The organism is Pseudomonas yamanorum, assembly GCF_013386765.1.
GTDB lineage: Bacteria > Pseudomonadota > Gammaproteobacteria > Pseudomonadales > Pseudomonadaceae > Aquipseudomonas > Aquipseudomonas yamanorum_A.
Map to the genome: position 1 here is coordinate 26,842 of NZ_JACARE010000052.1, position 13,768 is coordinate 40,609.

Annotated in this window: 16 protein-coding genes; 13 read left to right on the plus strand and 3 right to left on the minus strand. The window is 62.0% G+C overall.

From position 1 onward, the window contains the following. Positions 1-10 precede the first annotated feature (10 nt). Positions 11-730, plus strand: a complete 720-nt coding sequence (locus HX875_RS29365) for a DUF4198 domain-containing protein (protein ID WP_177048147.1) — start codon at positions 11-13, stop codon at positions 728-730. 133 nt (positions 731-863) lie between these two features. Here the strand turns inward: HX875_RS29365 and hemH are convergent, their stop codons facing one another. Next, on the minus strand, positions 864-1,889 hold the full coding sequence (hemH, locus tag HX875_RS29370) for a ferrochelatase (RefSeq protein WP_177048149.1): 1,026 nt from the start codon (positions 1,887-1,889) through the stop codon (positions 864-866). A 14-nt stretch (positions 1,890-1,903) separates the two neighbouring features. After that, on the minus strand, positions 1,904-2,803 hold the full coding sequence (locus tag HX875_RS29375) for a TIGR01777 family oxidoreductase (RefSeq protein ID WP_177048151.1): 900 nt from the start codon (positions 2,801-2,803) through the stop codon (positions 1,904-1,906). A gap of 209 nt (positions 2,804-3,012) precedes the next feature. Between HX875_RS29375 and HX875_RS29380 the strand changes: the two genes are divergently transcribed. From HX875_RS29380 to HX875_RS29435, 12 genes are all read left to right on the plus strand, one after another. Next, positions 3,013-3,999, plus strand: coding sequence for an NAD(P)/FAD-dependent oxidoreductase (locus HX875_RS29380; RefSeq protein WP_177048154.1), 987 nt, complete (start codon positions 3,013-3,015; stop codon positions 3,997-3,999). Further along, positions 3,996-4,211: a TIGR02450 family Trp-rich protein gene (locus tag HX875_RS29385; protein WP_177048156.1), complete on the plus strand. Its 216-nt coding sequence runs from the start codon at positions 3,996-3,998 to the stop codon at positions 4,209-4,211. Before HX875_RS29380 ends, HX875_RS29385 begins: the two co-directional genes overlap by 4 nt. A 114-nt stretch (positions 4,212-4,325) precedes the next feature. Beyond that, a complete protein-coding gene (locus HX875_RS29390) occupies positions 4,326-5,297 on the plus strand; it encodes a YbgA family protein (RefSeq protein WP_371321507.1) in 972 nt (323 codons plus the stop codon). Between the two features lie 3 nt (positions 5,298-5,300). Next, positions 5,301-6,230 (plus strand): MerR family transcriptional regulator, encoded by a 930-nt coding sequence (locus HX875_RS29395; RefSeq protein ID WP_177048157.1) that lies wholly within the window; start codon positions 5,301-5,303, stop codon positions 6,228-6,230. Then, positions 6,231-7,676, plus strand: coding sequence for a deoxyribodipyrimidine photo-lyase (gene phrB / locus HX875_RS29400; protein ID WP_177048159.1), 1,446 nt, complete (start codon positions 6,231-6,233; stop codon positions 7,674-7,676). Further along, entirely contained in the window at positions 7,669-8,091 is a 423-nt protein-coding gene (locus tag HX875_RS29405) for a nuclear transport factor 2 family protein (RefSeq protein WP_177048161.1), read from the plus strand. The genes phrB and HX875_RS29405 overlap by 8 nt, the downstream gene beginning before the upstream one ends. After that, positions 8,088-8,870: an SDR family NAD(P)-dependent oxidoreductase gene (locus HX875_RS29410; RefSeq protein ID WP_177048163.1), complete on the plus strand. Its 783-nt coding sequence runs from the start codon at positions 8,088-8,090 to the stop codon at positions 8,868-8,870. The genes HX875_RS29405 and HX875_RS29410 overlap by 4 nt, the downstream gene beginning before the upstream one ends. Continuing rightward, positions 8,867-10,114, plus strand: a complete 1,248-nt coding sequence (locus tag HX875_RS29415) for an NAD(P)/FAD-dependent oxidoreductase (protein ID WP_177048165.1) — start codon at positions 8,867-8,869, stop codon at positions 10,112-10,114. The genes HX875_RS29410 and HX875_RS29415 overlap by 4 nt, the downstream gene beginning before the upstream one ends. Continuing rightward, positions 10,111-10,917: a DUF1365 domain-containing protein gene (locus HX875_RS29420; protein ID WP_177048167.1), complete on the plus strand. Its 807-nt coding sequence runs from the start codon at positions 10,111-10,113 to the stop codon at positions 10,915-10,917. Before HX875_RS29415 ends, HX875_RS29420 begins: the two co-directional genes overlap by 4 nt. After that, a complete protein-coding gene (locus tag HX875_RS29425) occupies positions 10,904-12,175 on the plus strand; it encodes an SAM-dependent methyltransferase (protein WP_177048169.1) in 1,272 nt (423 codons plus the stop codon). The genes HX875_RS29420 and HX875_RS29425 overlap by 14 nt, the downstream gene beginning before the upstream one ends. Next, positions 12,168-12,659, plus strand: coding sequence for a DUF2878 domain-containing protein (locus tag HX875_RS29430; protein WP_177048171.1), 492 nt, complete (start codon positions 12,168-12,170; stop codon positions 12,657-12,659). The genes HX875_RS29425 and HX875_RS29430 overlap by 8 nt, the downstream gene beginning before the upstream one ends. Positions 12,660-12,713: 54 nt before the next feature. Next, a complete protein-coding gene (locus tag HX875_RS29435; protein ID WP_003208416.1) occupies positions 12,714-13,019 on the plus strand; it encodes a YkgJ family cysteine cluster protein in 306 nt (101 codons plus the stop codon). A gap of 134 nt (positions 13,020-13,153) precedes the next feature. Here HX875_RS29435 and HX875_RS29440 read toward each other — a convergent pair whose 3' ends face one another. Then, the gene (locus HX875_RS29440; protein ID WP_177048173.1) at positions 13,154-13,672 is read right to left on the minus strand and encodes an acyloxyacyl hydrolase; all 519 of its coding nucleotides are present in this window, start codon (positions 13,670-13,672) and stop codon (positions 13,154-13,156) included. Positions 13,673-13,768: the final 96 nt, after the last annotated feature.

Sequence of the window (13,768 nt, forward strand, 5' to 3'; positions counted from 1 at the left end):
GGACGTCACCATGCAAGCCTTCAAATCCCTGGCCGTACTCGGCCTGCTGTTTGCCACCCAAGTCTCGGCCCACGGCCTGTGGACCGAACAACGGCGCGGCAATATCGAAGTGATCTACGGCCACGGTGCCGAAGACAACGCGTTCAAGGCGCAGAAAATCAGTGGCGCCTGGGCCTATGACGCCAGCGGCAAAATGATCCCGGTAACGGTGGAACGCCTGCCCGACCATGCGCGCCTGAAGCCGCTCAAGTCACCCGCGGTGTTGGCCGTGGCGCTGGATAACGGGATGTGGTCGCAGACCGCTGACAAGAAGTGGATCAACCAAGGCCGCAGCAAGGTGCCGGGGGCGATCGAGTCGACCCAGACCTTCAAGTACAGCCTGGCGATTTACCAGCCGGGGGCGAAGTTGCCGAAGCTGGATCAGATCAAGCTGCTGATCTTGCCGGAGGTTGATCCACTGACCGTAGGCCCGGGCAAGTCACTGCCGGTGCGGGTGCTGCTGGATGGCAAGCCGGCGGCGGGGATCAAGCTGATTGGGGATTATCGCAATGCACCTGGCACGCTGAGCACCGAGACCGATAAAGACGGCCGCGCGCAGGTGCTGGTGAGGAATGAAGGGTTGAATGTGATTGCGGCGCAGGTGGAAATCCCGCTCAAGGACAATGCTGATGTAGCGACTCGCGGGCTGTTCAGTTCTCTGACCTTCCTGGGCGAGCCGCATCACGAGTAAACACCGCAAACAATGTAGGAGCCGGGCTTGCCCGCGATGGCGATTTTTCAGTCGAGGCATCTGGTGACTGATCCACCGCTATCGCGGGCAAGCCCGGCTCCCACATTTGATCTCTATCGTTTCGACAATCGGATCACAGCGATACCGGCGCTCTTTCGCACAACGTATTCAGCGCCACAGCCCACTGCTCACTGTCATTCAAGCAAGGCACCAACACCAACTCCTCGCCCCCCGCCTCGCGGAACTGTTCCAACCCGCGATCGCCAATCTCTTCCAGCGTTTCAATGCAATCCGCGACAAACGCCGGGCACATCACCAGCAGCTTCTTCACACCTTGCTGAGCCAACGCTTCAAGGCGTGCCTCGGTGTAGGGTTCGATCCACTTGGCCCGGCCCAATCGCGACTGGAACGCCACCGACCACTTGCCCTCCGGCAAACCCAGGCGCTCGGCAAAATCCCGCGCAACGCTGAAGCATTGGGCGCGATAGCAGGTGGCAAGCACCTCGGGAGAGGCGTTCTGGCAACAGTTGGCGTCCTTGAAACAGTGTTGCCCGGTAGGGTCGAGCTTTTTCAGGTGACGCTCGGGCAAGCCGTGGAAACTCAGCAGCAGATGATCAAAATCCTGCTCCACGTAGGCCCTGGCACTGTTGGCCAGCGCATCGAGGTATTCCGGCTGATCGTAAAACGGCTGCAAGATCGAAAACTCAATCGCCAGCTTCTTGTCCCGCACCACGCGCCGGGCTTCTTCAATCACCGTGGTCACGGTGCTGTCGGCGAACTGCGGGTACAACGGCGCCAGAGTGACTTTCTTGATGCCCTGGGATGCCAAACGAGTCAGTACGCTTTCAATCGACGGCTCGCCATAACGCATCGCCAGTTCCACCGGGCCCTGGGTCCATTGCGACGTCATCTGTTGTTGCAGGCGACGGCTGAGGACTACCAGCGGCGAGCCTTCGTCCCACCAGATCGAGGCGTAGGCATGGGCCGATTGCTCGGGGCGCTTGATCAGGATCAGCGACACCAGCAAACGCCGCACCGGCCACGGCAGGTCGATGACGTAAGGGTCCATCAGGAACTGGTTAAGGTAGCTGCGCACATCCGCCACCGAAGTGGACGCCGGTGAACCCAGATTGACCAGTAACAACGCGTGATCCGTCATGCAACATCCTATCTCTAGAGGCGGCTGGACAAGTCGTCCAGGGCCGCGTGCAACTCAGTGAACTGGAAAGTGAAACCGGCCGCCAACAGCCGCTGGGGCAACGCCCGCTGGCCGCCCAGCAACAAGCCGGACAACTCACCCAGGCCGATGCGCAAGGCAAACGCCGGCATGGGCATGAACGCCGGGCGGTGCAGCACCTTGCCCAGGGTCTTGGCAAACTCAAGGTTGCGCACCGGGTGTGGCGCGCACGCATTATAAGGACCGCTGGCATCGCTCTTGTGCAGAAGAAAATCAATCAGGGCGATTTGATCCTTTATATGGACCCACGGCATCCACTGCCGACCATTGCCGATAGGCCCGCCCAGCGCAAGTTTGAACGGCAGCAACAGGCGCGACAAAAAGCCGCCCTCGGCCGCCAGCACCAACCCGGTACGCACCAGTACCACGCGGATACCCAATGCCTCGGCGCGCTGGGCCGTTTCTTCCCAGGCGATCGATAGCTGGCTGCCGAAATCGTCCTGCACCGGGCCACTGTCTTCGGTCAGCTCACGCTCGCCGCCGTCGCCATACCAGCCGACCGCAGAGCCGGAGATCAGTACCGCCGGTTTTTGCTCGAGGCCCTCAAGCCAGGCCAACAAGGTTTCGGTCAGGCCGATGCGACTGCTCCACAGCAACGCCTTGCGTTTATGGGTCCAGGGGCGGTCGGCAATCGGCGCGCCGGCCAGGTTGACCACCGCGCCCACCGGCTCGTTTATGTCTTGCAGGCGGGCGATGCCGCGCACTTGGGCGCCGCACAGTTTCGCCACTTGCTCGGGATGGCGGCTCCAGACCGTAAGTTGATGGCCTTGGGCAAGCCAGTGTTGGCAGAGTTGACGGCCGATCAAACCCGTACCGCCGGTCAGCAAAATGTGCATGAGTTGTTCCTCGTGTAACGTTCGCCGACCACCGTTAGTCTATTTTATAGACAGGGATGTTTTAATCGGGCGCAACGGTGGTTAAACCCTCAGGTTTAACCATAGGTCACGCCAAACGATCAGGTACGCCAAAACTTATACCAAAAAACAATATTGTACAGCTATTGGTGTCGGCGTAGTCTGTACCCAACGGTAAAACGAGGCCTCCCATGACTGTTCCCATCGCGATCATTGGCACCGGCATCGCCGGTCTCTCCGCCGCCCGAGCGTTGAAAGACGCGGGGCACGCTGTACAACTCTTCGATAAAAGCCGCGGCAGTGGCGGTCGCATGTCCAGCAAGCGCAGCGATGCCGGGGCACTGGACATGGGCGCACAGTACTTCACCGCCCGCGACCGGCGCTTCGTCAACGAAGTGCAACGCTGGCAGGCGCAGGGTTGCGCCGAGCAATGGAAACCCCAGCTGTACAACTTCAAGTCCGGGCAACTCACGCCCTCCCCCGATGAACAGATTCGCTGGGTCGGCACGCCGCGCATGAGTGCGATCACCCGTGCCCTGCTGGATGACCTGCCGGTGCACTTCGGATGCCGCATCACCGAAGTGTTCCAGGGCAAACACCACTGGAACCTGCTGGACGCCGACGGCGAAAACCACGGCCCCTTCAGCCACGTGATCATCGCCACCCCGGCGCCGCAGGCCACCGCCTTGCTGGCCGCTGCGCCCAAGCTGGCGAGTGCCGCAGCCGGGGTAAAAATGGACCCGACCTGGGCCGTCGCCCTGGCCTTCGACAAGCCGTTGGATACGCCCATGGAAGGCTGCTTCGTGCAGGACAGCCCGCTGGACTGGCTGGCCCGCAACCGCAGCAAACCGGGGCGCGACACCACCCTCGACACCTGGGTTCTGCACGCCACCAGCACCTGGAGCAAGCAACACCTGGACCTGTCCAAGGAAGCGGTGATCGAACACCTGCACGGCGCCTTCGCCGAACTTTTGCACAGCGCGATGCCTGCACCCTCCTTCACTCTCGCCCACCGCTGGCTGTACGCGCGGCCGTCCACCAGCCACGAATTTGGCGTGCTGGCCGACGCCGACCTGGGCTTGTACGTGTGCGGTGACTGGTGCCTGTCAGGCCGTGTGGAAGGCGCCTGGCTCAGCGGCCAGGAAGCGGCCCGGCGGCTGATCGAGCACCTGCAATGAACCGCATCAATCCCGCCAAGTTGCTGCTGTCGAAGTGGACAGCAGCCCGCCCGCAGCACAAGGAAAAACACTTCCTGGTGACCCAGTTGCTGCGCGACGACGATGGCGATGTGCAGGAGATCGAGCTGGAAGCCATCATGAGCCATCGCGTGCAGCGCCTGGCCTGGCAAACCCTGCAAAACGCCGAAGACTGGAAAATCGGCTGGAAATAGCCGCCCCCGAAAAAACCTGTACAAATTATTTGACTTGTACAGCTTCAAACCTATGATGAGATTAAGTTGTACAGAAATTTAACTCTGTACAGGATTTTTCATAGAGGTTTGGCCATGCCCAGCACCCTGCCCGCCACCGGCAAACCGAAAATCGCCATCAGTGCCTGCCTGTTGGGCGAGAACGTGCGGTTCAACGGCGGGCACAAACAATCACATCTGTGCAGCCACACCCTCGCCGATTACTTCGACTTCGTGCCGCTGTGCCCGGAAGTGGCCATCGGCCTGGGCATTCCCCGCGAGCCGATTCGCCTGGTGGGCGACCCGCTCAACCCCCAGGCCGTTGGCACGGTGCACCGCGAACTCAACGTGACCCGGCCGCTGGACGACTACGGCCAACAAATGGCCGCTGAACACACCGACCTCTGCGGTTACATCTTCATGCAGAAATCCCCGTCCTGCGGCCTGGAGCGGGTCAAGGTCTATCAGGAAAACGGCATGCCCATCGACGGCGGCGGGCGCGGCATCTATGCCCAGGCGTTTTGCGCGCGCCACCCCAACCTGCCGGTAGAAGAAGACGGTCGGCTGAATGACCCGGTACTGCGGGAAAACTTCCTGACCCGGGTATTCGTCTACGCCACCTGGCAGCAACTGCTCGCCGAAGGCCTGACCCGCCACCGCCTGCTGGAATTTCACGCTCGCTACAAATACCTGCTGATGGCCCACAGCCCGGTGCATTACAAAAGCCTCGGCAACCTGCTGGGCAGCATGCCCAGGGACGTCGACCTCGACGCCCTGGCCGCCGGCTATTTCAGCGAACTGATGACCGCCCTGACCAAGTGCGCCACACGCGGCACCCACACCAACGTGTTGCAACACATCAGCGGCTACCTCAAGCAAGCCATCAGCGCCGAAGACAAACAGGAAGTGCAGACCCTCATCGGCCAATACCGCCAGGGCATCGTGCCGCTGGTGGTGCCGTTGACCCTGCTCAAGCACCACTTTCGCCAGCATCCGGACCGCTACATCGCGCAGCAGGCTTACCTGCAACCGCACCCGGAAAACCTCAGCCTGCGTAATGCGATTTAACCTATGACTCTCCCCCTGCAAGAACCTGTCGAAGACATCGCCGAGGCCATCGAACAAGGCTGGCTGCCGATCCGCGAAGTGGCGCGCCAGACCGGCGTCAACGCTGTGACCCTGCGCGCCTGGGAGCGGCGCTATGGCCTGATCGTGCCCCAGCGCACGCCCAAGGGGCACCGGCTGTTTTCTGCCGAACACGTGCAACGTATCCACACCATCCTGACCTGGCTCAACCGCGGCGTGCCCGTCAGCCAGGTCAAGAGCCTGATCGACACCGCGCAACCCGCCAGCGAGCCGCCGGTGGAAAACGAATGGCACAACCGTCGCCAGCACCTGATGCAGGCCATCAGCGAATTGGCCGAACGCCGAGTGGATGACGCCTTCAACCAGGCCATGGCGCTGTACCCGCCGCGCACCTTGTGCGAGCAGTTGTTATTGCCGTTGCTCAAGGAGCTTGAACTGCGCTGGCAAGGCCAATTCGGCGCGCAGATGGAGCGGGTGTTTTTTTACTCCTGGCTGCGCAGCAAATTCGGCGCGCGGATGTACCACAACAACCGCCAGCTCAATGGCGCGCCGTTGCTGCTGGTCAACCAATCCGACCTGCCGCTGGAGCCGCATCTGTGGCTCACCGCCTGGCTGGCCAGCAGCGCCGACTGCCCGGTGGAAGTGTTCGACTGGCCACTGCCGGCCGGCGAACTGGCCCTGGCCGTCGAGCACCTGCAACCCCGGGCGGTGCTGCTGTATTCGAGCAAGGCACTCCATACGTCGGCACTGGGCAAACTTTTGAGCGGCTTCAGTTGCCCAAAACTGATAACCGGACCAACGGTATGCATCCACCAGGCCGAGCTGTCCGTATTAACCCAAGACATTCCTGATTTGCTGCTGGCCGAAGACCCGTTATCGGCCCATCAGGTACTGATCCAGCAGGGACTTATTTAAATGCACTTGATCTGGCTGCGCACCGACCTGCGCCTGCATGACAACACCGCCCTCGCCGCCGCCGCACAGCGCGGCCCGACAGCGGCTGTCTACCTGATCAGCCCGCAGCAGTGGCTGGCCCACGATGACGCGCCGTGCAAAGTCGACTTCTGGCTGCGCAACCTCAAGCGCTTGAGCGTGGCATTGGGCGAGTTGAACATCCCGCTTTTGGTCCGCCCCGCCGCTACCTGGGACCAGGCACCGCAAGTCCTGGCAGACCTGTGCCAGGAACTGTCGGTCGAGTCGGTGCACGTCAATGACGAATATGGCATCCACGAAGAGCGCCGCGACGCCGCCGTCGCCCAGGCCCTCGAAGCCCGGGGCGTAACCTTCCACAACTACCTGGACCAGCTGCTGTTCCAGCCCGGCAGCGTCCTGACCAAGACCGGTACGTACTTCCAGGTGTTCAGCCAGTTCCGCAAGGTCTGCTACAGCCGCTTGCACGGCGCGCTGCCCCGCCTGGTCGCAACACCCAAGGCCCAAGCGCCGCTCACACTCAAAAGCGACCCGGTCCCGGATCACGTCGACGGTTTTGCCTCGCCAACCGAGGCCCTGCGCGCCCTGTGGCCAGCCGGTGAAGCCGAAGCCCGGCGCCGTCTCGAGCAGTTTGCCGACGGGCAAATCAGCTACTACAAGGACGAACGCGACTTCCCGGCCAAGCCCGGTACCAGCCAGCTCTCGGCTTACCTGGCCGCCGGTGTGGTTTCGCCGCGCCAGTGCCTGCACGCCGCACTGCAAAGCAACCAGGGTGAGTTCGAAAGCGGCGACATCGGCGCCATCACCTGGATCAACGAACTGCTGTGGCGCGAGTTCTACAAACATATCCTGGTGGGTTACCCACGGGTCTCGCGCCACCGCGCGTTCCGCCCGGAAACCGAAGCCGTGGCCTGGCGCAACAGCCCCGACGACTTGAAGGCCTGGCAGGAAGCCCGCACCGGCCTGCCGATCATCGATGCGGCCATGCGCCAATTGCTGGAAACCGGCTGGATGCATAACCGCCTGCGCATGGTGGTGGCGATGTTCCTGACCAAAAACCTGCTGATCGACTGGCGCGAAGGCGAGCGTTTTTTCATGCGCCACCTGATCGACGGCGACCTGGCCGCTAACAACGGCGGCTGGCAGTGGAGTTCGTCCACCGGCACCGACTCGGCGCCGTATTTCCGGATTTTCAGCCCCTTGAGCCAGTCGGAAAAATTCGACGGCGAAGGCGTGTTCATCAAGCACTGGCTGCCGCAACTGGCGGCGCTGAACAAAAAGGAAGTGCACAACCCCGACGCCGTGGGCGGCCTGTTCGGCGTGGCCGACTATCCTCGTCCTATCGTCGATTTGAAAAAATCCCGCGACCGCGCCCTCGCCGCCTTCCGCAGCCTGCCTTCACGCCAGGCGGTCGGGGGTGGTTATGAGTGACTTCCTGCGCCGCTTCGCCCAGGCCTTTGCCAGTGTGGACAAGCACAACCTGCACCTGCTCGACAGCCTGTACAGCCAGGACATCAGCTTTACCGACCCGCTGCATGAAGTGCACGGGCTGCCGGCGCTGCACCGTTACTTCGCCGAGCTGTACGACAACGTCACCCAGCTGCGCTTTGACTTCCATGGCTTCGATCAAGTGGCTGAAGGCGAAGGCTACCTGCGCTGGAAAATGAGCTTCTGCCACCCGCGCCTGGCCAAGGGCGAAGTGATTCGCGTCGAAGGCTGCTCGCACCTACTGTGGCGCGACAAGGTGTACCAGCATCGAGACTATTTCGACGCAGGTGCACTGCTGTATGAACACGTGCCGGTCCTCGGTGGCGTGGTCAGTTGGTTGAAAAGGAGAATGGGATGAGCCTTATACCCCCACGCCGTTATTGGTTGACCGGCGCCAGCAGCGGCATCGGTGCCGAACTGGCCAAGGCGCTGCTCGACAGCGGCGCCCACGTGGCCGTCAGCTCCCGCTCCAAGGCGCCGCTGGACCAACTCGCAACGCAATACCCCGGGCAAGTGCTGGTAGTGGCAGGCGACCTGACCAACAGCCAGACCGTGCGCGAAATCGGTGAACACATCGCCGTGGTCTGGGGCTCGCTGGACACTGTGATCCTTAACGCGGGCACCTGCGAATACGTGGATGCCAAGCAATTCGACGCCTCGATCATCGAACACGTGGTGCGCACCAACCTGCTCGCCAGCAGTTACTGCATCGAGGCTGCCCTGCCGCTGTTGCGCGCAGGCAATACCCCGCACCTGGTCGGCGTGGCCAGCGCAGTGACCTACCTGCCGATGCCCCGGGCGGAAGCCTATGGTGCCTCCAAGGCCGGCCTGCGTTACCTGTTCGAATCCCTGCGCATCGACCTGTCACCCGAAGGGATTGACGTCACGGTGGTCAGCCCGGGGTTTGTCGACACACCGCTGACGGCCCGCAATGATTTCCCGATGCCCTTGAGCTGGCCGGCGGACAAGGCCGCGCGGCATATCTTCGCCAAGCTGAAAAACCGTCCCTTGGAAATTGCCTTTCCGGCCCTGTTTATTGCCGCGTTGTGGCCGCTGTCGAAGTTGCCGAACCGGGTGCAACTGATCATCGGCAAACGCATGCTGCGCAGCCCGCCACCGCTCAAGGACGACCTGTGAAGATCGCCATTATCGGCAGCGGCATTGCCGGGCTGACCAGTGCCTACCTGCTCAGCCGCCGCCATGACATCACCCTGTTCGAGGCGGGCGACCGCATCGGCGGGCACACCCACACGGTGAATGTCACGGTGGATGGCAAAAGCTATGCGGTGGACACCGGCTTCATCGTGTTCAACAACTGGACCTACCCCAACTTCATCAAGCTGCTGGGGCAGGTAGGTGTGACGTTCAAACCCACCGAGATGAGCTTTTCGGTGTGCGACCCGAACGCCGGGTTCGAATACAACGGCAACAACCTCAACAGCCTGTTCGCCCAACGCAGCAACATTCTGTCGCCGGGGTTCTGGGGCATGTTGCGCGACATCCTGCGCTTCAACCGCCAGGCGCCGCTGGACCTGCAAGAGCAACGCATCAGCGCCGAGATGACCCTCGGCGAGTACCTGCAAGCGGGCGGCTACGGCCAGCGGTTTATCCAGCACTACATCGTGCCGATGGGCGCGGCGATCTGGTCGATGTCCCTGGCGGACATGCTCGGGTTTCCCCTGCAATTCTTCGTACGGTTCTTCAAGAACCATGGTTTGTTGTCGGTGAGCAACCGGCCGCAGTGGTGCGTGATCGAAGGCGGTTCCAGCCGCTATATCGAGCCGCTGACCCAGTCCTTTCGCGAAAAAATTCGCCTCAACTGCCCGGTCACCCGGGTTGAACGCACAGCGATCGGCGTGGTGATCCACAGCGCCGCCGGCAGCGAGGCCTTCGACAAGGTGGTGTTCGCCTGCCACAGCGACCAGGCCCTGGCATTGCTGGGCGATGCGAGCGTGGCCGAGCAACAGATCCTCGGCGCCTTGCCCTACGCCGACAACGACGTGGTCCTGCACACCGACACCCGCTTGCTGCCCGAGCGCAAACTGGCCTGGGCCAGCTGGAACTATCGCCTGGACGGCAGCGCGCACAAGCAGGCGGCCGTGACCTACGACATGAACATCCTGCAAGGCATCGACAGCGCCACCACCTTTTGCGTGAGCCTCAACCAGACGGCGATGATCAACCCGCTCAAGGTTCTCGCCCGCTACACCTATGCCCATCCGCAATACAGCCTGGCCGCCGTGGCCGCGCAAGCGCGCTGGGAAGAATTGCACGGCGCGCAGCACACCTATTATTGCGGCGCCTACTGGGCCAACGGTTTCCACGAAGACGGCGTGGTCAGCGCGTTGCGCGTGGCCAAGGCATTTGGGGAAATCCTGTGAACAGCGCCCTCTACAGCGGCTGGATCGCCCATCGGCGGTTTACGCCCAAGGGCCATGCCTTCCGCTACCGGATCGGCCTGCTGTACCTGGACCTCAGCGAACAGCACGACGTGTTCGGCTTGTCGCCACTGGCGGGCGAGCGCTGGGCGCCCTTCGCGTTTCGCCAGCAGGATTACCTGCGAGAATTCACCCGTCACGGCATGAGCTTGACCGATGCCGTACGCCAAGAAGTCGGCAAGGCCCTGGGGCGCATCCCCCTGGGCGCAATCTGCCTGCTGACCCAGGCTCGCAGTTGGGGCCTGGCTTTTAATCCGGTGAGTTTCTTCTACTGCTTCGAGGCCGATGGAACACTGGCCGCGATCCTCTGTGAAGTGACCAACACCCCGTGGCGCGAGCGTTATCACTACGTGCTGCCGGCCCAGGCGTTGCCGGCCGACGAGCACCAGCACTTCGCGGTGGCCAAGGCGTTTCATGTGTCGCCGTTTCTGCCCCGGGACCTTGAGTACCGCATGAGCTTCAGCCCGCCCGCCGCCAGGCTCGGCGTGCACATGGCCGACTGGCAGGGCGAGCTGAAAGTCTTCGACGCCACCTTGAGCCTGCAACGCGAAGCCTTGAACCGCGCCAGCCTGCACCGTTACCTGTGGCGCTTCCCGTGGATGACCGCCAAGACCTGCCTGGCCATTTATTGGCAAGCCTTGCGCCTTCTGCTTAAACGCACGCCGATTTTTTCCCATCACGCCGCCGAAGGCGCTTCTCGCACCGCAGTCGGGTACACCAAGGATCGCCGCCATGAAATCCCCTAGCTTATCGGTCAAATCCAACCGCTTGAACGTCAACGGCATGACCGCCGCACTGCTGCGCAAAGCGGTGCTGCGCCAGCTCGGCCAACTGCGCCACGGCCAGTTGGTGGTGGTGGAGGACGGCGAACGGCAAGTCTTCGGCGCACGGGAAGCGCACCTGCTGGGGGAAATCCAGATCCTCGATTCAGCCGTGTGGGGCCTGGTGGCGGCCAACGGTTCCATCGGTGCGGGCGAAGCATTTATTCATGGTTACTGGAGCAGCCCGGACCTCACCGCCGTGGTGCGGGTGATGGTCAGTAACCTCGATGTGCTGGATGCGCTGGAAGGTGGCCTGGCCAAACTCGCGCGGCCCTTCACCCAGGGCCTGCACTGGCTCAACCGCAATACGCGCAAGGGCTCGCAGAAAAACATCGCTGCCCACTACGACCTGGGCAACGACCTGTTCGAAGAATTCCTCGACCCGACCATGATGTATTCGGCCGCGCAGTTCCTCACCGCCGACGACACCCTGGAACAGGCGCAGTTGAACAAGCTGGAACGTATCTGCCAGAAGCTCGCCCTGAAACCGTCCGACCACCTGCTGGAAATCGGCACCGGCTGGGGCAGCATGGCGATTTATGCGGCGCAGCAATATGGCTGCAAGGTCACCACCACGACCTTGTCCAAGGAGCAGTTTGCCTACACCGAAAAGCGCATCGAGGCCCTGGGTTTGCAGAGCCAGGTGACGCTGCTGCTTGAGGACTACCGCGACCTGACCGGGCAGTACGACAAGCTGGTGTCCATCGAGATGATCGAAGCGGTGGGCCATCGCTTCCTGCCCACCTATTTCAAGCAGTGCGCGCAGTTGCTCAAGGGCAACGGCCTGATGTTGCTGCAAGCCATCACCATTCGTGAGCAACGCTACGAACAGGCCAAGAGCAGCGTGGACTTTATCCAGCGCTACATCTTCCCCGGCGGTGCCCTGCCCTGCGTGCAGAAGATGCTCGAGATCGTCAGCCGCGACACCGACATGAACCTGCTGCACATGGAGGATTTCGGCCTGCATTACGCGCGTACCCTGCGCCTGTGGCATGAGAACTTTCGCCGCGCCCACAGCCGCCTGACGGAGATGGGCTACGACGAATACTTCCTGCGCCTGTGGGAGTTTTACCTGTGCTACTGCGAAGGCGGCTTCATGGAGCGCACCATCGGCACCGCACAGATGCTGCTGGCCAAGCCGGCGGCGCTGACCCAGCCGCTGCTCGGGCGTTTTGATGCTTAAACCGCTGGCGAACGCCGTGCTGTTCCAGTGCGGCTGGTTCGCCTGCGTACTGGGCGGCAACAGCCTGTGGCTGTTGGTGGGAGTGGCCGTGCTGGCGGTCCATCTGCTGTGGATAAGTTCGTGGTCCGAGGAGGGCCAGGTGATCCTGGCCGTCACCCTGCTGGGCACGGTGATCGACACCGCGTTGCGCGGGTTTGGCGTGTTTCATTTCAGCATGCCGGGACCGCTGGCGCCTTTATGGCTGATCCTGTTGTGGGCGCTGTTGGCAACCACGCTGCGCCATTGCCTGGCCTGGAGCGCGCAGCCCTGGTGGCGCGCGAGCCTGTTGGGTGCGGTGGGCGGGCCGTTGTCTTATTACGCCGGCAGCCAGTTGGCCGGGGTCAGTTTCGGCTACGGCACCGTGGCGACCATCCTCGGCCTGGCGTTGCTCTGGGGCATGATTTTTCCATTGCTGCACTGGGTCGCCAGGCAGTTGGCACACTGACGTCCGTCAGGCCTTTCACACACGCATAAGCCGCTTGCCTTACACTGCGCGCCTATGACCAACATCCCCCACACCCAAATCGCCGAACCCGCCGTCACCTGCTCCACCTGCGCCGCGTGCTGCTGCCAGCTGGAAGTCATGCTGATCACCGATACCGGCGTGCCTGATCGCTTTATCGATACCGACGATTGGGGCGGCGAAGTCATGCTGCGCCTGGATGACGGCTGGTGCGCGGCGCTGGATCGCGACACGATGATGTGCACGATCTATGAGAAGCGACCGCTGATTTGCCGGGAGTTCGAGATGGGCGCGCCGGAGTGCATTGATGAGCGCCAGGGGATTGCGACGGTGTATCGCTGATTTTGAAACCGATATAGATCAACTGTGGGAGCTGGCTTGCCGGCGATAGCATCAACTCGGTGTAACTGATGCACCGAGGTGCCTGCATCGCTGGCAAGCCAGCTCCTACAAGGGTTTTGCGGTGTTCTTGAGCGTTACAGCGGCATCGTGTAGTGCAGCGAATAGCTCTCGACACCATCGTTATTGCTGCTGATCCCGGCATTGGAGTAATGGGTGGCACGAATACCCACTTCACTCCCACCGACAAAGCGCAAGCCAAAGCCCAGTCGGTCTTCAAACTGGAAAGCCTGGCCGATGTTGTTGTCTTCCACCCGCGTGCGGGAGAACACCGCCACGCCAACCCCGGCCTCGATGTACGGCTTCACCCGCTCCCCGGCAAACTCATACACAAACACCGGCGAGAACGACAGGCTGCTGACGCTGGCGCGCTTGTCACCGTCCCAATAGGTGTAGGCCCCACTCCAGTACCCGGTCACGCGGCCCGTATCGGTCTGCCACCAGCTTTTGTCCCAATTCGAGGTCAGCCCCAACCGATAGGTCATGGTCGAATCGCTCGTACTCCCCACTCCAAATTCCAGGCCCGCAGCCTGCGCAGAAAAAGAGTGCCCCAACATTGCAGCCGCAATCGCAGCCAAACAGAACAAGCGCTTCATAGAGAAACATCCCTTCCGAACGAAGTTGTATGATTTTGTACCGGCTAACTTGCTATAGAAGCTGCCGTGTAGCCAGAAGTTCAGCGGATAAAGGCG